Source organism: Paraburkholderia steynii, from assembly GCF_900100565.1.
Taxonomy (GTDB): Bacteria; Pseudomonadota; Gammaproteobacteria; order Burkholderiales; family Burkholderiaceae; genus Paraburkholderia; species Paraburkholderia terrae.
In genome coordinates, this window is sequence record NZ_FNDI01000021.1 from 1 (window position 1) to 18,733 (window position 18,733).

General features: G+C 62.8%; 18 protein-coding genes. 7 read left to right on the forward strand and 11 right to left on the reverse strand.

Features of this window, described 5'->3' with window-relative positions:
• Positions 1-281: 281 nt before the first annotated feature.
• From BLT65_RS30650 to BLT65_RS30660, 3 genes are read right to left on the reverse strand one after another with little or no spacing between them, the layout of a single operon-like run.
• Positions 282-938 (reverse strand): amino acid ABC transporter permease, encoded by a 657-nt coding sequence (locus tag BLT65_RS30650; protein ID WP_091784926.1) that lies wholly within the window; start codon positions 936-938, stop codon positions 282-284.
• Positions 935-1,690, reverse strand: a complete 756-nt coding sequence (locus BLT65_RS30655; RefSeq protein ID WP_042309202.1) for an amino acid ABC transporter permease — start codon at positions 1,688-1,690, stop codon at positions 935-937. The genes BLT65_RS30650 and BLT65_RS30655 overlap by 4 nt, the downstream gene beginning before the upstream one ends.
• A 43-nt stretch (positions 1,691-1,733) precedes the next feature.
• Positions 1,734-2,543: a transporter substrate-binding domain-containing protein gene (locus tag BLT65_RS30660; protein ID WP_091784929.1), complete on the reverse strand. Its 810-nt coding sequence runs from the start codon at positions 2,541-2,543 to the stop codon at positions 1,734-1,736.
• Positions 2,544-2,805: 262 nt separating this feature from the next.
• Between BLT65_RS30660 and BLT65_RS30665 the strand changes: the two genes are divergently transcribed.
• A complete protein-coding gene (locus tag BLT65_RS30665) occupies positions 2,806-3,681 on the forward strand; it encodes a LysR substrate-binding domain-containing protein (protein WP_091784932.1) in 876 nt (291 codons plus the stop codon).
• A gap of 7 nt (positions 3,682-3,688) precedes the next feature.
• Here the strand turns inward: BLT65_RS30665 and BLT65_RS30670 are convergent, their stop codons facing one another.
• Together BLT65_RS30670 and BLT65_RS30675 are read right to left on the reverse strand one after the other, a co-directional pair.
• The gene (locus BLT65_RS30670; RefSeq protein ID WP_042309207.1) at positions 3,689-4,777 is read right to left on the reverse strand and encodes a calcium:cation antiporter; all 1,089 of its coding nucleotides are present in this window, start codon (positions 4,775-4,777) and stop codon (positions 3,689-3,691) included.
• A gap of 225 nt (positions 4,778-5,002) precedes the next feature.
• Entirely contained in the window at positions 5,003-5,359 is a 357-nt protein-coding gene (locus BLT65_RS30675; RefSeq protein ID WP_042309209.1) for a BON domain-containing protein, read from the reverse strand.
• A gap of 400 nt (positions 5,360-5,759) precedes the next feature.
• On the opposite strand from BLT65_RS30675, the gene BLT65_RS30680 reads away from it, so the two are divergent.
• Positions 5,760-6,410 carry a DNA-3-methyladenine glycosylase gene (locus BLT65_RS30680; RefSeq protein WP_091785317.1) on the forward strand — a complete coding sequence of 217 codons (651 nt, stop codon included), beginning with the start codon at positions 5,760-5,762 and terminating at the stop codon, positions 6,408-6,410.
• Positions 6,411-6,700: 290 nt separating this feature from the next.
• A complete protein-coding gene (locus BLT65_RS30685; protein WP_091784936.1) occupies positions 6,701-7,030 on the forward strand; it encodes a DUF4148 domain-containing protein in 330 nt (109 codons plus the stop codon).
• 270 nt (positions 7,031-7,300) lie between these two features.
• Here BLT65_RS30685 and BLT65_RS30690 read toward each other — a convergent pair whose 3' ends face one another.
• Positions 7,301-7,735, reverse strand: a complete 435-nt coding sequence (locus tag BLT65_RS30690; RefSeq protein ID WP_007579103.1) for a CBS domain-containing protein — start codon at positions 7,733-7,735, stop codon at positions 7,301-7,303.
• A 368-nt stretch (positions 7,736-8,103) separates the two neighbouring features.
• Here BLT65_RS30690 and ribA point away from each other — a divergent pair, with 368 nt between their 5' ends.
• On the forward strand, positions 8,104-8,751 hold the full coding sequence (ribA, locus tag BLT65_RS30695) for a GTP cyclohydrolase II (protein WP_042309212.1): 648 nt from the start codon (positions 8,104-8,106) through the stop codon (positions 8,749-8,751).
• Between the two features lie 265 nt (positions 8,752-9,016).
• On the opposite strand, the gene BLT65_RS30700 is transcribed toward ribA, so the two are convergent.
• The gene (locus BLT65_RS30700) at positions 9,017-9,898 is read right to left on the reverse strand and encodes an NmrA family NAD(P)-binding protein (protein WP_091784943.1); all 882 of its coding nucleotides are present in this window, start codon (positions 9,896-9,898) and stop codon (positions 9,017-9,019) included.
• A gap of 192 nt (positions 9,899-10,090) precedes the next feature.
• On the opposite strand from BLT65_RS30700, the gene BLT65_RS30705 reads away from it, so the two are divergent.
• A complete protein-coding gene (locus tag BLT65_RS30705; protein ID WP_091784946.1) occupies positions 10,091-10,978 on the forward strand; it encodes an AraC family transcriptional regulator in 888 nt (295 codons plus the stop codon).
• Between the two features lie 17 nt (positions 10,979-10,995).
• On the opposite strand, the gene BLT65_RS30710 is transcribed toward BLT65_RS30705, so the two are convergent.
• Positions 10,996-13,479: a GcvT family protein gene (locus BLT65_RS30710; protein WP_091784949.1), complete on the reverse strand. Its 2,484-nt coding sequence runs from the start codon at positions 13,477-13,479 to the stop codon at positions 10,996-10,998.
• 211 nt (positions 13,480-13,690) lie between these two features.
• On the opposite strand from BLT65_RS30710, the gene BLT65_RS30715 reads away from it, so the two are divergent.
• Positions 13,691-14,485: a DeoR/GlpR family DNA-binding transcription regulator gene (locus tag BLT65_RS30715; RefSeq protein ID WP_091784952.1), complete on the forward strand. Its 795-nt coding sequence runs from the start codon at positions 13,691-13,693 to the stop codon at positions 14,483-14,485.
• An 844-nt stretch (positions 14,486-15,329) separates the two neighbouring features.
• Complete coding sequence (locus tag BLT65_RS30720; RefSeq protein ID WP_042309219.1) at positions 15,330-16,016, forward strand: response regulator transcription factor; 687 nt, start codon at positions 15,330-15,332, stop codon at positions 16,014-16,016.
• A 42-nt stretch (positions 16,017-16,058) separates the two neighbouring features.
• On the opposite strand, the gene bluB is transcribed toward BLT65_RS30720, so the two are convergent.
• Genes bluB through cobO form a run of 3 tightly spaced genes read right to left on the reverse strand, consistent with a single transcriptional unit; the run spans position 16,059 to position 18,651 of the window.
• Positions 16,059-16,754, reverse strand: a complete 696-nt coding sequence (gene bluB, locus BLT65_RS30725; protein WP_091784956.1) for a 5,6-dimethylbenzimidazole synthase — start codon at positions 16,752-16,754, stop codon at positions 16,059-16,061.
• The gene (locus BLT65_RS30730) at positions 16,738-18,042 is read right to left on the reverse strand and encodes a cobyrinic acid a,c-diamide synthase CobB (RefSeq protein WP_091784960.1); all 1,305 of its coding nucleotides are present in this window, start codon (positions 18,040-18,042) and stop codon (positions 16,738-16,740) included. Before BLT65_RS30730 ends, bluB begins: the two co-directional genes overlap by 17 nt.
• A 3-nt stretch (positions 18,043-18,045) precedes the next feature.
• Positions 18,046-18,651 (reverse strand): cob(I)yrinic acid a,c-diamide adenosyltransferase, encoded by a 606-nt coding sequence (cobO, locus tag BLT65_RS30735; protein WP_091784963.1) that lies wholly within the window; start codon positions 18,649-18,651, stop codon positions 18,046-18,048.
• Between the last annotated feature and the right edge of the window lie 82 nt (positions 18,652-18,733).

Sequence of the window (18,733 nt, forward strand, 5' to 3'; positions counted from 1 at the left end):
CTGGCGGTGTTAGCCGCTTTCTTTTGCCTACTTTTCTTTGCGGCGGCAAAGAAAAGTAGGTGCCGCCCCGCACAGGGGCGACGCGTGAAGCACGCTAACGCATCGCGGATGCCAGCGAAAAGGCAAACATACCGAACGGCAACGCATAAAGCGCGAAGGCAAAACGCGAATGCCAGCGCAAAGACAAACACACCGAACGGCAACGCAAGAAGCGCGGAGGCAAAACGCAGATGCCGGCGAAACGACAAGCCGACCACCCAGCGTCGCAGACAAAAAAAACACTAACGCTGCTGCGCTATCTTCTGCCGCCGCTCCAAAACCCGGGCATACCACGTAAGTGGAAAACACATAGCAAAGTACAGCAGCGCGACCATGCCATAAATAGGAAACGGCCGGAAGGCTGCATTAGTAATCATGTTCCCCGTCTTTGTGAGTTCGGTGAACCCAATAATAGAAGTGAGAGCAGTGCTCTTAACAACTTGAACCAGAAACCCAACAGTAGGCGCAACAGCAATCTTCAAGGCCTGAGGCCAGACAATAAACCGCAACTGCTGAGAAAACGTCATCCCAAGACTGGCACCCGCGGCCCACTGCCCACGCGGCACGGCCTCAACACACCCACGCCAGATATCCGCAAGATACGCACTCGTATAAAGCGTCAAAGTAACAGTAGCCGCGACCCAGGGCGACACATCAACCCCCATCAACGGCAACCCAAAAAACGCGAGGAAAAGCTGCATCAGCAACGGCGTGCCCTGAAACAACTCCACATACAAAACGACAACACGCCTAAGCCAGGGCAAAGGCGACACCCGCATCGCGAGCAACACCAATCCAACAACCCCGCCCCCAACAAACGCAATCAACGACAACAACACCGTCCACCGCGCCGCGAGCAGCAGATTGCGCGCAATATCCCAAAGCGTAAATTCGATCATGACGAGCGCTCCGTCGTCGGCGCGGTGCGTGCGCCGCGAATGGCAAAGAGAGTGCGCAACAACCCACGCGGAGCATCAGAAGACCGCGCTGCACGTCCTGCGAAAAGACCCTTGCCGAGCCGGTTCAGCACTTGCCGCAACACGACCGACAGCACCAGATACGTCGCGGTAATAATCAGGTAAGCCTCGAACGAACGGAAGTTGCGCGACTGGATATAGTTCGCCGCGTAGGTCAGATCGGGCACCGAGATCTGCGACACGACCGCCGAGCCAAGCATCACGATCAACACCTGGCTCAACAACGCCGGAAACACATTGGCCACCGCCTGCGGCAACACCACATGTCGAAACACCTGGCGTTGCTGAAGCCCAAGCGCTTGCGCCGCCTGAATCTGTCCACGCGGAATCGAGTCGATACCGGCACGCACGATTTCGATTGCGTACGCACCGAGGTTGACCGTCATCGCCAATATCGCGGCCTGGATTTCGTCGATGTGAATGCCGAGGCTAGGCAGCCCGAAGAACACAAAGAACAACTGCACCAGAAATGGCGTGTTGCGAATCAGCTCGACGTAAGTCGCAATCAGCCCGCGTGCCCATTTCGGTCCGGACGCAGCCACCACCGCGCCCCCGATCCCGACCAGACCGCCCAGCACGGTCGATACGGCCGTCAGCCCTAGCGTCACGCCGACGCCACGCACGAGCATCCCCGCATACATGTCGAAACTGCTGAAATCGAACGTATAACTCATCGTATGCGGCTCATCGTGACATCGGCTGATCGAAAGAAAAGGCTTAGAGGTTTTCCGGCAGCGGCGCGCGCAGCCACTTCTGCGAAATCGCGTTCATCGTGCCGTCCTTGCGGGAACGCGCGATGGTCTCGTCGACTTTCTTCAGGAGGCGCGGCTCGTTCTTGTTCAGGCCGACGTGATCGGGCGAGCTGAACAGCGAGAACTTCTGCTCCGGGTCATTGGCGGGATGGCGCGCGAGTATCGTCGCGCCCACATCGTTACCAACGACCATCAACTGTACCTGACCAGAAAGAAATGCAGAAATAGCGCCGTTCGGATCGTCGAAACGTTTGATGTTCGCCGACGGCGGCGCGATCTTCGTCACGCTCAGGTCCTCCAGCGTGCCGCGCGCAACCGAAATGCTCTTGCCCGCGAGATCGTTCGCGTCCTTCACCTTCAACGACTTCGGGCCGAATACGGCGAGGTAGTAGGGCGCATAGGGCTGCGAGAAATCGATCACCTTCTCGCGCTCGGGCGTCTGGCCGACGGAGAGCAGCATGTCCGCCTTGTGGTCGGCGAGATACGCCATGCGGTTGTCGCCCGTCACGGCCACCAGCTCCACCTTGACGCCAAGCGACTTGCCGATCAGGTTCGCGACGTCGATGTCATAGCCTTGCGGTTTCATGTCCGGGCCAATCGAGCCGAACGGCGGATAGTCCATGAACACGCCGACGCGCACGACGCCCGCCTTCGTGATCGTGTCGAGCGCGTCCGCATGCGCGAGCGGGGCGAACGCCGACAGCGCTGCGCCTGCGACGGCGAACGTGGCGAACGCTTTGCAGAAGCGGCGGCGAAGGAGAGCGGCGGTGGTCATGGGTGCGTCCTTTTTGAATGTTGAGACAGTGGTGAAAGCCACTCTAGGTATGCAAAAAACCTGGAACAACCGAAATCTGCGCATGGAAGCCATGCATTGCGCTCATGCCGTAAGGGTTCTCCCGGCAACGATCGCGCATGAGCCTAACGCATGGCGGCAAGGTCCGGGGAATTTTGGATCGCGTATGCTTTGGGATTATCACGCGTGTGACCGAGCAACAAAGCGGCACGCGCGATGAATTTTCCTGATGCGAACCACCCTCATGCGACGACTTCCGCCCCTGAACGCTTTGCAGATCTTCGAGACCGTGGCGCGCCATCGCAGCTTCACGCGCGCGGCCGAGCATCTGTGCCTGACACAAGGTGCCGTGAGCCGGCAGATTCTCGCGCTCGAGGACTACTATCAGTTCCCGCTGTTCAAGCGTCACGCGAAGGGCCTCACGCTGACGGCGGAAGGCGAGTTGCTGCTGCCCGCCGTCAAGGAGAGCTTTGCGCGCATCGAAGAGATTTCGCTGCGCCTCACGCGCCAGCGCACCGATCTCGCGCTCAAAGTGCCGACCTGCGTGATGCGCTGGATACTGCCCAAAATCATGCAGTTCCAGGCTGAGTATCCGGACCTGCACGTGCAGATCACGACGACCTGGCAGCACGATGTCGACTTCCAGGTCGAACCGTTCGATGCCGCGATCGTCTACGGCACCTCAGCGGGCGCGGACGTGCAGGCGGTGCCGCTCTTCGAGGAGCGCCTCACGCCCGTCTGCGCGCCCCAGTTGCTGCACGACAAGCCGCTTGGCAAGGCCGCCGATCTCTCGCGCCACACGCTGCTGCACCCGACGCGCGATCATCGCGACTGGAAAATGTGGCTCGAATACGTGGAAGCGCGCGATGTCGACGCGAACCACGGTCCGAGCTTCGATACGCTCGATCTCGCCACCAACGCGGCGCTGCAAGGCTTCGGCGTGGCGATCAGCGACCTCGCGCTGATCGACGAGGACGTGGCCGCGCAACGGCTCGTGCGGCCGTTCGAGGCCGTGCTCACGACGGGCGCGCGCTACTACTTCGTGTACCCGGACAGCGTCGCGCATCAGCAGAAGGTCAATCTGTTTCGCGAGTGGATCGACCGGCATTGGGCGCAGTAAGCGGCGCTCAAGGCGCGAACGACAGAAACAGGTACGCGGCGAACAGCGACAGGTGTACAGCGCCTTGCAGAATGGTCGTGCGCCCGGTGCCGAGCGTCAGCGTGCTGATCAGAAGCGTCAGTATGAGCAGCACCGTGTCCTTGCCGTCGATGCCAAGCACAAGCGGGCGGCCCGTCCAGATGAACACCAGCGCGACGGTCGGAATCGTCAAGCCGATGCTCGCGAGCGCCGAGCCGAGCGCGAGGTTGAGGCTGGTCTGCAGACGGTCGGCGCGCGCCGCGCGCACGGCGGCGAGGCCTTCGGGCAGCAGCACGAGCGCCGCGATCACGATGCCGACCACGGCGGCGGGCGCGCCTGCTTCGAGCACTGCGCGCTCGACCACGGGCGACAGCACCTTGGCCAGCAGCACGACGGCGACGAGACTCACCACCAGCAATGCGCCGCTCGTCAACGCGACGCGCGAGCTGGGCGGGGCGGCGTGCGCGTCTTCGTTGGCGGCGTGGGCGTCGGCGAGAAAATAGTCGCGGTGACGCACGGTCTGCACGAACACGAACACGCCATACAGCACCAGCGACGACACACCCGCGAACGCCAGCTGCGAGTCGCTGAGCGCGGGGCCGAGGTTGATGCTCGTGTAGTTGGGCATCACCAGCGACAGCACGGACAGCGACGCAAGCACGGCCAGCGCCGCGCTCGCGCCGCGAATCTGGAAGTCCTGCTCGCGATGGCGCAATCCGCCCACCAGCAGGCAGATCCCGACGATCCCGTTGCACACGATCATGACGGCGGCGAACACGGTGTCGCGCGCCAGCCCCGCCTTTTCCGGCCCCGCCGACAGCATCACCGATACGATCAGCGCCACCTCGATCACCGTCACGGCCACGGCAAGTACCAGCGTGCCGAACGGCTCGCCGACGCGATGCGCGACCACTTCCGCGTGATGCACGCCCGCGAACACCGAGCCCGCCAGCGCAAGCGCAGCAAGGGCAGTCAGCAGGCCGTTGCCGGGCAGCGCGTAGGCGGCGCCCAGCACGATCCACGCAATGAAAGGCGCTGCGATCGTCCAGCGGGGCAATACGGGCGATGTCGATGCCATGTGTTCAGTCCGTCTGTTGTTGGTGTGTTGTTCGCGACAGGACGCCGCTACATCGGCTGACGGGCGGCTCGCATAGCCGTGAGATTAAACCAGCCGGTCATGCCGGCGGTGTGACGGGGCCACAAAAATGCGCGCCACAAAGAAAAACACCGCTCTTCGCGACGAAGAGCGGTGTGCTGTCCAACCGGGCGCCCGCAGGCGGGCGCCAGCAGGCGATGCGTGGTTTTACTGGCCGACCGGGCGGATCGTCAGCGCGTTCTTCACCGAAGTCACGCCTGCCACGCCTTGCGCGACTTCCGTCGCCTTGTCGACTTGCGGCTGCTCCGGCACCGAGCCCTGCAGCGTCACAGCGCCGCTACGTGCGCGAACCGTGATGTTGGCAACGCTGAGGTCCTTTGCCTTCGCCAGTGCGCCGCGAACCTTGCGCGCCAGCGCGCGGTCAGCCGACTTGGCTGCCTTGGCGGTCTGCTTGGCGCTCGGCTGAGCGGTCATGTCGGCATCGCTTGCCTGAGCGTATGCGTTGATCGACGCGAGCACCACAAATGCGCCAGCTGCCATCTTGATTGCCTGAATCGCCTTCATTCACTTTCTCCTGTTGTCATGATTTGCGACGGTGTCGCGCCTGAAATGCGCCCGGCAAGCGGGCTCTTCACGCGTGATACCACTGCACTACCACTTCTTTTGCTTCGGGATGAAAACGGTTGCGGGTTGTTCATACGCCGCGCGGCTGGCCGACCGGACGGGCCTGCCCAAGTCGCCGATGCGGCTAGCCGGACAGTAACGATACCTCAATTGGTTCCATGGTGAAGATAAGGGTCGCCCGGATGCGGCATTGCTACAACGGATCGATGCCGCTCGTGCCATTCGACGCCATTCGTCCTGTGCCCGTCTTGCGCCGTGCATCGAACCGCGCCGCGCGTCATCATGCTGCAAACTGCGTGGCTCACGCGGACGTCCTCCTATGTTCCCGGCGCATCATCGCATGACGAAGACGACGCTTTCTCTCGTTCCTCTACACCGCAACGATCTACCCATCGATACGGTTGACCTCGCGCGCTTCCTGTTGGGTAAATACCTGGTCCGCGACCTGGCCGAAGGGCGGGCAGCGGGGCGGATCGTCGAGACGGAGGCGTATCCCGTCGGCGATTCGACCAATCATGCGTATCCGGGGCGGCGCGCGTACAACGGCTCGATGTTTCTCGAACACGGCCATGCGTACGTGCGGCTCACCTACGGCATCTACAACGTGATCAACGTGGTCAGCGAGCCGGAAGGCACGGGCGCGGCGGCATTGATTCGCGCGCTGGAGCCGGTGGAGGGTATCGAATGGATGCAGGCGCGCCGGCCGGACGCGAAGCTGCGCGATCTCGCGCGCGGCCCGGGGCGGCTGGCGCTCGCGCTCGGCATCGATCTCAGCTTCGACGGCGCGGACCTTTGCACCGGGCGCGGGCTGTGGCTAGGCGCGGCGGGCAAGGCTCGCACGCCGGTCGCGGTGACGACGCGTATCGGCATCGCTCGGGAGATGCATCGGCTGCTGCGCTTCTATGTGCCGGGCAGTCCGTTCGTTAGCGGGCCACGAAAACTGCTGTCGGCTGAGGCTCTGCCGCCCGGTGAGGGGCCGCCGTCCAAGTAAGGTCGCGTGCAGACTTGAGTCCTGGACAACGCGTCGAGCCTGTCAATGCGTGTGGCATCCATGGCGTTTGCCACATAGTGAGATACGCCGATCCGTCCCGACATTATTACGTCTTACCACTCGCAAATTGACATCTGGCTTGCGAAGTGGCCGGACTCTTTCATTCAGCGCAATTAAGTATCTCCGGAATAGGGGTTTTCCCTTGGTGTGCCGATGGCTACACTGATCTCACTGGCTTCACACACGGTTGTGTGAAGCGGCTGACAAAACAACTTTCGGAGGTAGTTACCATGAAATCGCTGATCAAGGCTGTCGCCATCGCTGCTGTTCTCGCCATCCCCGCCGTCTCGTTCGCCCAGTCGAACCAGCCCGTGACCCGCGCGCAAGTGCGCGCCGAACTGGTCCAGCTGGAAAAGGCAGGCTACAACCCGGCAACGGCTGTCGATTCGACCTATCCGGCCGACATCCAGGCTGCCGAAGCCCGCGTTCAGGCGCAAAACGGTGCGGTAGCACAAGCGCCTGTCGCCGATACCGGCTACGGCGCATCGACGAACGGTTCGTCGCAATCGGGCGCGGCCAAAACGCTGAACCCGACGCAAGACGTCTACTTCGGTCATTGATTCCGGAGTACAAGCCGGGCCGCAGTGTTCACGGTCCGGCGCGCGCGCCTTCGATGCAGGTATGAAGCGCGCAACCAGAATATGAACGGCGGCGTGGCCTGGACCGGACAAGGTCGCCGCGCCGTCGTGAACGAAAGCATGAACCTCCGCCGCCGAAAGGTGGCTTCGCCCAACCTCGCGGATTGGGCTTTTTTTGCTGGCTTGCGCGGCAGGCGTAGCAGGGCGCGCCGCAGATTCAGCGGCGGAAATGACATCGCAGCGGCGCGACGCTCAGCTGCTATGGATGTAGTGTTCGAGCTGCTGGATGGTGAACTGCTGCTCGGCGATGATGGTTTTCACGAGGTCGCCGATCGACACCATGCCGATCAACTGTTCGTTGTCCAGGACGGGCAGGTGACGCATGCGGCGCTCCGTCATCAACGCCATGCATTCGTCGGTGGTCTGGTCCGGGCGCACGAAGCGCACGGCGCTGCTCATGATGTCGCGCACGGGCGTCGTCTTCGACGAGCGGTCCATCAGCACGATCTTGCGCGCATAGTCGCGTTCGGTGACGATCCCCGCGATCGACCCGTTTTCCTTGACGATCAATGCACCGATCTGTTTGTCGGCCATCAGCTTGATGGCGTTGTAGACGGAATCGGATGCCTCGATCGTGTAGACCTCTTGGGTCGGCTTCGATTTGAGGACTTGTGCAACGCTAGTCATGGAGCGGCTCCGTTTGCAGTGCAGCACGCCTGGTCACGGCGCGCTGGGGTGAAGGAGAGGCACGTCAAGCGCAGAACAGGCGCCAATCAAGTATAGACGTCGACACCGCGCGAGGCGACGCTCGCTTCGCCTGGTTTCGTGGGGACGATCACGCATGTCATGCGATTTGCGGAAATGAGCAGGCTGCGCTTCTCGTCATGCATACGCGCAGTGATGCACCGCGATGGTCCGCCGCGATGGTCCGTATTGCCGCCTGCGCACCACCGCGGAGCGGCTGCCAGGTACAATTCGGCGTTTAGCGGTAAACTCCGCTTCTGTACTTTATCCCCGGTAGCTCACGGGTTCATGTCCGCAATTCCGCTAACGCCATGCCCATGTCTCACGATCCGTCGCTCGCTGACGGCGCAATCACCGGCGAATGCGTCACGCTCGACGCTTGCGCCACGCTTCCCACCCGCTACGGCACCTTCGAATCCTATGTGTTCCGCGTGAACGACTCGGGCGCCGAGCATTTCGCGCTCGTCATGGGCGATGTCGAGAATAAACCGTCGGTGCTCACGCGCCTGCATTCGGAGTGTCTGACGGGCGACGTGCTCGGTTCATACCGTTGTGACTGCGGCGAGCAACTGGACCTCGCGCTGCGCTATATCGCGGCGGAGGGCTGTGGCGTGCTGCTGTATCTGCGTGGCCACGAAGGGCGCGGCATCGGCCTGTCGAACAAGATCCGCGCGTATGCGCTGCAGCAGCAGGGCCGCGACACCGTCGAGGCGAATCTCGACCTCGGCCTGCCCGACGACTCGCGCGAGTACGATTCGGCGGCCGCCATTCTGCGCCTGCTGAAGGTGACGTCGGTGCGTCTGATGAGCAACAACCCGAAGAAGTTCGACTCGCTGTCGAAGCACGGTATCCCCGTTTGCGAACGTGTCGCACTCGCCATTCCGATGCGCGAAGAGAACGAGCGCTATATCCGCACCAAGCAGGTGAAGTTCGGGCATTACTTCGAAGAGAACGAGTGACGTCTGTCGCCCGGACTCGCTGAGCAATGTCAGCAATGTGCAATGGCCTCGCGAATGCGAGGCCATTTGCTTTACAACGTCAGAAGATCGTGAAGTCGTCGTTGCTGTCGGGGATCGAGCTTAGCAATCGCTCCAGTCGATGCCAGCCGAGTCGCGCGGCGAGTGTTGTCGCGAGCCTGTATAGCGTCCTTGTCGGGTCTGGAGGGGGCGCGTGACGATGGTCGATCGTGCGTGTCAAAGGGCAGCACTGCATTCGATGCTCCCGTCACGCGTCGATCGTCGACACGAGCGCAGCTACAACGTCGCGCAATTCAGTCGTGCCGAAGCGCCGTTCAGTACCCGCTTCGGCATCGATTCGCCCCGTGTTCTGTGCGTCGTACAGATCGACGATCAGCTTCGCGTGATTCGCATTGAGGCCCGCGCGTAGCATCGTCGCGGTCCATTCGGCGCGCGGCAGCGCATGCGCGACGATATCGCGTCCGCTTGCATCGCCGAGCGCACGGGCTACATCGTTTGCGTCGTAACGGCGCGGACCTTCCACGCTCACGACTCGAACGCCAGCTTCATCGAACCCGTCGCTGAGCAATTGCGCGGCAACGATGCCGACGTCATGCGTGGACACCGTCGGAAACGGCCTATCGAGAGGATGATGCAGACTCGGCAGCCGGCCCGTTGCGAGCGCGACAGGCACCACACGCGCCCAGTTCTGCATGTGTTCCGCCGAGCGCAGCAGCGTGAGGCGCGGCGCAGCCTCTCTGAACGCCGTTTCGAGGTGATGAAACAGCATCGTGATGCCCGTGTCGGCATCGAGTTCTGCGCCATAGTCCGACAGCGCGACGACATGCAGATGCGGATGCGCGCGCAGTACACGCGCGGCCGTATCGATCATGCGACGCATCGCGTCTGCGGGATCGGGGTCGCGATGCGGTAACGGACACAACATCTGCACGGCATGCGCGCCGTCGAGCGCGCGGTGAATCGATGCTTCATCGTCGAGATCGCCGGTGACGATTTCGCAGCCGATGCGCGTCAGAGTTTCGCCTTGCGCCGGGTTTCGCACGACGGCGCGCACGGCGTGCCCTTCATGTCTGAGCGCCGCCGCTGCCGAACGTCCTACCTTGCCCGTTGCGCCAAAAATCACGTACATCGTCTATCTCCACTGGTTTCATGGGAATCAAGCGTACGCGGCGCCGCATCAGGAATCGCGCATGGAAGGATGACGGGCAACAGATCCGGATGACGAACTTCGCGTGGCAGCCGTGCCGCAGAGCAACGGCCAGCACGCCAGCGCAAAACGCAGCACAATGCGGCAATCAGAGGACGGAACGAGGTGCAAGCGATGAATGCAGTCCACCCTGCGTTGGTGCCGCACTCGGGCGGGCGCGAGAGCCTGCTGTCGAGCGCGTCGCTCGGCTGGTCGGGTTTTGGCGCGGAAATGCTCGGGATCGCCGCGGGCGCGCATCGCATTCCGGCGATCAAGCATCATCGCGTCGGCGTGCATGTCGGTGCGCCCGTGCGAGCGGTCTGCCGATGCAACGGTCAGCGCGCGGCGCGCATCCAGGCGCACGGCGATGCCGACGTGATTCCAGCGGGCCTCGACGGCGAATGGTCCGACGATGACAGCTGCACGATCCTGCGCATCTGGTTCGCCGAAGATTTCGTGCGCAATACGTTCGATCAGCTCGGCCTGCGCGCCACCGATGCGCAGATCCGACCGCAGTTCCAGTTGCGCGACGCGCGCTTCCAGCATCTGGCGTGGGCGATGCGCGCGGAACTCGAAGCCGAGGACGCATCCGATCCGCTCTACGCCGAAAGCCTGTGTACCGCGATGATCGTACGGCTCGCGGGCGCTTCGATTTCATACGACGACAAGAAACGCACGCTGTCGCCGCGCGCGGCGGCGCGCGTGATCGACTATATCGAGGCGCATCTCGACGAACGCCTGACATTGAGCGAACTGGCCGCGCTCGTCGAGCTGAGCGTGCCGCATTTCAAGGTGCTGTTTCGCGAGACGATGGGCGTGCCCGTGCATCGGCATGTGGTGCAGCGGCGTGTCGAGCGTGCAAAGGTGCTGTTGCTGCAGGGTCAGTTGAGCGCGAGCCAGGTCGCGCTCGAAGTCGGCTTCGCACATCAGAGCCACATGGCGCACTGGATGAAGCGGCTGCTCGGCGTGACGCCGCGCGATATCGCGCGCAGCGATGCACTGCGGCTGATCGTTGCGCGCTAACGTGCGCGTTGTGTGCGTCAGCTTTTGATACGAGCGGAAGCGGGATCGTAGGGTGCTTTCAGATGCAGCGTCGCGGGCAGCAGATCGCCGGCGACGTCGATCTGATAGCGGCCGTTCGTGAGCCAGGTTTGATCGAGCGTGGCGCCGTCGTCGCGTTTCACATAGCCCATTGCGACGGGACAGCCGAGCGTATGCCCGAACGCCGCCGAGCTTACGAAGCCGACCGCCTTGCCATCGCGCAGGATTGCTTCGCCGCCCCATAGCATGCGATCGCTCGCGCCATCGGCGGTGAAGACGACGAGGCGTCGTTGCAGCGGCTCGTCGCGCAGCCTCACAAGCGCATCGCGGCCGATGAACGGTATGTCCTTGACGAGCTTGCACGCGAACGCGAGGCCCGCTTCGAACGGATTGGTATCCGGCGACAATTCGCGTCCCCACGCGCGATAGCCTTTCTCGATCCGCAGCGACTCGAGCGCGTAATACCCCGCGTTTTTAAGGCCAAAACGCTTCCCTGCCGCATGCAACGTTTCGTAGACACCGACTGCGAACTCGACGGGCACATACAGTTCCCAACCCAGTTCGCCGACATACGAGATGCGCGTCGCGCGCACCGTTGCGTAGCCGATATCCACTTCGCGACTCTGTCCGAACGCAAAGCCCTCGTTGCTCCAGTCGGCCTTCGACACGCTCGCAAGCAGATCGCGCGCACGCGGCCCCATCACGGCGAGCACCGCGTATTGGCTCGTCACGTCGACGAGCATGCAATGGCTATCGGGTGGAATGCGCTTGTCGAGCGTGTCGAAATCGCGCGTGGTTTGCGCGGAGCCCGTGACGAGCAGGTATTGGTCGTCGGCTACGCGTGTGAGCGTGAAGTCCGACTCGTAGCCGCCGCGCTCGTTGAGCATGCCCGTATAGACGGCCGTGCCAACGGGCACTGCGACATCGTTCGCGACGATCCGCTGCAACACCGCTTCCGCATCGCGGCCCTTGACGAGAAACTTGGAGAACGACGTCATATCGAACAGCGCGACGCCTTCGCGGCAAGCGCGATGTTCTTCGCCGCTCCACGGCAGCCAGTTCTGCTGTCCGAACGCATACTCGATGCGAGCCTCTTCTAACGAAGGCGCGAAGAAATTCGGACGCTCCCAACCCATCTTGCTGCCGAAACACGCGCCTTCGTCGCGCAGCAGCGCATAGAGCGGCGAGCGGCGGAAGGGCCGCGCGCTATCGAGTTCGCGGTTCGGCCACGGCATCGCGTAGTGCAAGCCGAGCGTTTCCTTCACTCGGTCGTGCAGCCAGGTATCGTTGCCGTTGAAGCGCGCGAAGCGGCGAATGTCCACAGGCCACAGGTCCATCGTCGGCTCGCCCGCGACGATCCACTCGGCGAGCGCCATGCCCGCGCCACCCGCCGACGCAATGCCCATCGAGTTGAAGCCCGCGCCGACATAGAAGTTGCGCAGCTCGGGCGCTTCGCCCAGCATGAAGTTGTTGTCGGGCGTGAACGACTCGGGGCCGTTGTAGAACTGGCGCACCTGCGCTGTCTCCAGCGCAGGCACACGTTGCAGCGCGTTCTCCATCAGGATCTGGAATTGATCCCAGTCGTCGGGCAGCAGCTGGAACTCGAAGTTCTCGGGGATGCCGTTCATGCCCCACGGTTTCGCGTCCGGTTCGAAGCCACCCATCACGAGCCCGCCCACTTCTTCCTTGAAATAGATGTAGCCGTCCGGGTCGCGCATCACGGGCAGATCGGGATGCACGCCTGCAATGCGCTCCGTGACGATGTAATAGTGCTCGGCCGAATGCAGCGGCACCGTGACGCCGCATAGACGGCCGACGCTCTTTGCCCATTGCCCCGCGCAATTGACGACGACCTGTGCGGCGATCGCGCCTTCGTTGCCTTCCTTGTCGCGCCATGCGACGCCGCTCGCTTCGCGGCCCTTCGATACAGCCTGCGTGTGGATCGCGGTGACGCGCGTGTTCTCGACGATGCGAGCGCCGCGCTGACGGGCGCCGCGCGCGAGCGCCTGGGTCAGATCGGTCGGATTCGCCTTGCCGTCGCCGGGCAGCCAGACTGCGCCGTGCAGGTCGTCGGTACGCATGGGCGGCCACAACTCGCCGGCTTCCTTCGGTCCGATCACCTCGCAGCTCACGCCATAGGCGCGCGCGACGGCGGCCGTACGCTTGAGTTGCGTCATCCGTTCGGCCGTGCGCGCGATGGACAGCGAGCCGCATTGCTTCCAGCCGGTCGCCAGACCCGTGTCCGCTTCGAGTTCGGCATAGAGCGCCGTCGAGTAGCGGATCAGCTTCGTCATGCTCTCCTGCGCGCGCAACTGGCCGACGAGACCGGCCGCGTGCCATGTCGTGCCGCACGACAACTGGCCCTGTTCGAGCAGCACGACATCCGTCCATCCGAGCTTCGTGAGGTGATACACGACCGAGCATCCGATGATGCCGCCGCCGATGATGACGACGCGCGCCTGCGTCGGAAGGTGGGTTGACATGAGGGAGGGCTCGCGGAAGAGTGTGGAAATGAGTGGAAATGTGTGGGAATTCGGTCTTGCGTACTTTGCCGCAAAAATCCCCGAAATGCAACGTTGCCCGACAACTATGCGGTCGCGGGCGATGAGGATGAATGTGGAATTGCATGGATTCGTATTGGAGCCGGGCGGACAGGTTTGCTAGACTGGCGCCAATTTCCAGACCCCGCCAACGATGTTCGCCACTCACCGACAGAACGAGATCCTGCGGCTCGTCCGCGCGCAACAGACCTGCACGATCACCGATCTGGCCAACACCTTCGCGGTATCCGACGAAACGATCCGCCGCGATCTCAAGCCGCTCGTGGCCGAGGGACTGCTCGTCAAGGTGCATGGCGGCATCATGCTGCCTGCGCAACTGGACGAACCGCCGTTCAGGCGTCGTATGGTGGAACAGCGTGACGCCAAGCGCGCGATCGCAGCGCGCGTCGCGCAACTGATCCGCGACGGCGATTCGCTGATGCTCGACGGCGGCACGACTTGCGTCCACATCGCGCAGGCGCTCGAGTCGCACGCGCGTCTCACGGTCGTGACCAATTCGGCTGAGGTCGCACGGCTGCTCGCGCCGCGCAACGAGAACCGCGTGCTGATGGCGGGCGGCGAGTTGCGCGCGGACGATTCGTCTGCCGTCGGCGAAAGCGCGCTCGCGTTCTTCCGGCAATTCCATGTGCGCCACGCGATCGTGTCGGTGACGGCCATCGACGCGAAAGGGCGCTTCATGGACGCCCAGCCCGCCGACGCTGCGCTCGCTCGCGCGGCGTTCTCGCAAGCCGAGCGCCGCATCGTCGCCGCCGATCACACGAAGTTCGGCCATAGCGCGCTGGTGCATGTGTTCGGCGCGGATGGCCTCGACATCCTGGTCACGGATGCGGCGCCGGCAGCGGGACTGTCCAAGGTGCTGGCGGCCGCCGGTGTCGACGTGATCTGCGCGTCGCCCGCTACGGACGATACAAATGAGGAAGTCGTCTAATCGCGCGTTGAAGACTTGCGTCGCCCGCCATGGATGGCGCAGGGCGATGCCAGGCCGCATCGTCTGAAGTGTGGCCTTCGCGAGGTTGCTCGCAACCCTAAAGTGCAGTGCGGCAAAAGCCGCTAACCGAATTGAGTGCAGTGCCTTTGACGGCGTATAGCGCATATGGCACCGATAAGTCCGTTATCGGTATCATCGGTCCGATTTAACGAAATGACTGCCTTGCCACATAAAAATGGCAAGATTAATTGACTGATTCAATTCGTTCTAATAATCTTCACCCCGATTTAAATCGAATGCGTCAGCGGCGACGCTCGAATTGTTAAATCGCACGAATACTGGCACGAACTTTTATTCCAATGTGTGGAATAGGACACACAAAACGGGTGTTTGTGTTGTAGCGCCCCGTGTATCGGCAGCGTGATCTGTCGATCAGCTTTCAGTCGTACGCCAGTCATTTCCAGCCGCAAAAAGAAGTGCCGGGCACGTCCCGCAGGCGCGTGGCGTCATGCTCTTGCAGCGTGGCGCGCAGTACCGCCCGGCGGGCGATGCGGGCAGCAAAACGCAAGAAAAAAATTCCGCTTGTACTGCGCGGTCAAAAGAAGTGGATTGTGCGCCTGTTTAATTGTGGCTGTTCCATTGTCGCAATGAGGCGCGCAGGCATTAAAGCAATATCGGGCAATCGAGGCGTTGTCTGGCAATGTGAACCAATTTGCCGGAATTCGGTGTAGGGCTTGAAGAACAAAGCGTATGTGGATTTGAAATTTCATATTCGCGAGTCGTCATCCCTTCATCGACGATTACCCGGTCGGACTGAAACAACGAATTAGCGTTGCGGGGTTTTATGAGAATTGCAGTTCTGGAGGAGACTCAGGCGCAAGCCGACTTTGTGTGCAGGACCTTGTCGGCGGCGGGACACACATGTCATGCATTCGATGACGGCCGGGCACTCGTCGGACAGTTGCGCAGCCAGCCATTCGATCTGCTCGTGCTGGATCGCCATACGCCAGGGTTGTCGGGTGACGAGGTACTGCGCTGGATCCGTCAGAATCTCACGGAGCGTTTGCCCGTGCTGTTCATGACCCGCGCAAGCGATGCCGCGCATCGTGACATCGACGCTGACGATCATCTCGTCAAGCCGGTGAGTGCAGCGGCACTGCTGGCGCGTGTCGGCATGCTGTTGCGCGGCGCGTTTCATCGCGAGCCCATGGCCGAGAAGGAAGTGTTCGGTGAGTATGAATTCGAGCCGGGCGCGAAGCGCGTGCATGTGCGCGGCAATGCCGTCACGCTGACGCACAAGGAGTTCGAACTCGCGCTGCTGCTGTTCAAGCATCTGAGCCGGCCGCTGTCGCGCTCGCATATCCTCGATGCGATCTGGAAGCAGGCCGCCGCCATTCCGTCGCGCACGATGGACACGCACGTGTCGATGCTGCGCTCGAAGCTCGGTCTTCGGCCTGAAAACGGTTATCGCCTGATGCCGATTTACGGCTATGGCTACCGGCTGGAACGGATCGAAAAGGGCGAGGCCTGAGAAGACCTCGAAACAGCCGTTTGAAACGGCTTTGATGGCGTGTTAGACCGTCTGGCTTGCGCCGCCTTCCGGCTGCGCTTCCTTGCAGGCGGGCAGTTCGTCGGGCCACGTGTTTTCGAACACGCACGCGCTCAGCGGTTTGCGCGTCGCCCAGCCTTCCGATTCGAGCATCGGCTCGGGATAAAACCGCTCCACATGTCCGAGGCACAGCAGCGCGACGGGCCGCGCGCCCGGCGGCATGCCGAGCATCGCGCGCACTTCGTCGGCATCGAATAGCGACACCCAGCCCATGCCGAGGCCTTCCGCGCGCGCGGCGAGCCACATGTTCTGGATCGCGCACGCAACCGACGCGAGGTCCATCTCCGGTAGCGTGCGCCGTCCGAAGACGTGTTTCTCGCGGCCATCCATCAGCGCCATTACCAGCAGCTCGCCGCACTCGAGCATGCCTTCCACCTTGAGCTTCATAAACTCGTCGCGTCGCTTTCCGAGCGCGTCCGCCGTCAGCAGCCTTTCGCGGTCGACGGCGGCATGCAGCTGTGCGCGCAGCGCGGGATCGGTTATGCGCCCGATCCGCCACGGCTGCATATAGCCGACGCTCGGCGCGTGATGCGCGGCGTCGATGAGACGCGCGAGCACGGCGGGATCGACGGGCGCGGGCACGAAGTGGCGCATGTCGCGCCGTTCGTAGATCGCGCGGTAAACGGCGGCGCGCTCGGCGTCGTCAAAAGGCTCGGCCATGGAAGAGGGCAGCCGCGAAGGCTGGATTGGACGGCCAGTAGCCGTGCATATAAGTGGCGACGATCGAACCCCGGCGATAGATTGCTTCGCCGGGTGCGTCGGACTGGGCGCGCGTCGCGTGGCCGACGGGGGCGAGCGGCGTGGTCACGCGCGAATAGTGGAACGTGTGGCCCGTCAGCAAGCCGTGCGCGCCGTCGTCCAGCTGCTGCATGCCGAGCGCCGTGAAGCGCGTCTGCATGGCCGCGCTGCCTGGCAGCATGCCAAGCATCGGCGTGGTGATGCCTTGGGTGTTGGTGACGCTGTCGAGCAGGTAAAGCATGCCGCCGCATTCCGCGACGATGGTTTTGCCGGCTGTCGCATGCGCGCGGATCGATGCCGCAGCTCGCGCGTTGGCGGCAAGCGCGCTTGCGTGCAGCTCGGGATAGCCGCCGGGCAGATAGAGCGCGTTTGCATCGTCGGGAACGGCTTCATCCGCGAGCGGCGAGAAATACGTGAGACGCGCGCCGAGCGCTTCGAGCAGTTGCACGTTCGCCGGATAGATGAACGAGAACGCAGCATCGCGTGCAATCGCGATGTGCATGCCGTCGAGTAGTCGCGGCAACGGCGCTGTGTCGGCGTCGTCTTCGAACGTGACGGCAGGCGGCAACTGTGCGAGCGCAGTCGACGCGAGTGCATCCGCCGCGCGATCGAGGCGTGCATCGAGGTCGTCGATTTCCGCGGCTTGCAGTAGACCGAGATGACGATCGGGCAATTCGATCGCATCGGTGCTCGACAGATGACCGAGCATGCGCAGATCGTGCGGCAACGCTTCTTCGAGCATCTGCGCGTGACGCGCCGAGCCGACGCGATTCGCGAACACGCCATGAAACGGCACGTCGTCGCGAAAGCGCGCAAGGCCGAAGGCGATCGCGCCGAAGGTCTGCGCCATCGCCTTCGCAGAAATCACGGCGGCAACGGGCACGTTGAACTTCGCGGCGAGGTCGGCGCTGCTCGGCGTGCCGTCGAACAAACCCATCACGCCTTCGATCAGAATCAGATCCGCTTCGCGCGCGGCCTGCGCGAGCAACGCGCGGCACGCGCGTTCGCCGACCATCCACAGGTCGAGCGACAAAACGGGCGCGCCGCTCGCGCGCGCGAGAATCATCGGGTCCAGAAAATCCGGGCCCGTCTTGAACACGCGCACCTCACGCCCCATCCGCCGATGATGCCGCGCAAGCGCGGCCGTGACCGTCGTCTTGCCTTGGCCCGACGCCGGCGCGCTGATGAAGAGAGCGGGGCACGCGGGCATCGTTCAGAACTCCACGCCGCGTTGCGCTTTCACATGCTGCTCGCGGTACGGATGCTTGACGATGCGCATCTCGGTGACGAGATCGGCGGCGTCGATCAGCGCGTCGGGCGCGTGGCGGCCCGTGATGACGACGTGCAGCATCTCAGGCCGCGCGTTCACGACTTCGAGCACTTCTTCGAGCGGCAGATATTCGTACTTCAGCACGGTATTCAACTCGTCGAGAATCACCATCTGGTATTCGCCGCTTTCGATCATGCGGCGTGCCTCGTTCCAGCCCTTGCGCGCCGTCGCCATGTCGGCCTCGCGGTCCTGCGTGTTCCAGGTGTAGCCGTCGCCCATCGTGACGAAATCGCAATTCGCCTGCGCGCCCAGAAAATCGCGCTCGGACGTATGCAGCGCGCCTTTGATGAACTGGACGACGCCGAGCTTCATGCCGTGGCCGAGCACGCGCACGGCCATGCCGAACGCCGCCGTCGACTTGCCCTTGCCCGTGCCCGTGTTGACGATCAGCAGCCCCTTCTCGATGGTGGCCTGCGCCTGCTTCTTTTCGTGGCCTTCGCGGCGGCGCTGCGTCATGCGTGCATGCGATTCGGGATCGGTTTTTACCATTTCAGTGGATTCCCTTCAGATAAGGCTTCGCGCCAGATTGGTGTTTAGAATCAAGTCGTTGCGCTCGATTTCTAGTGCGTCA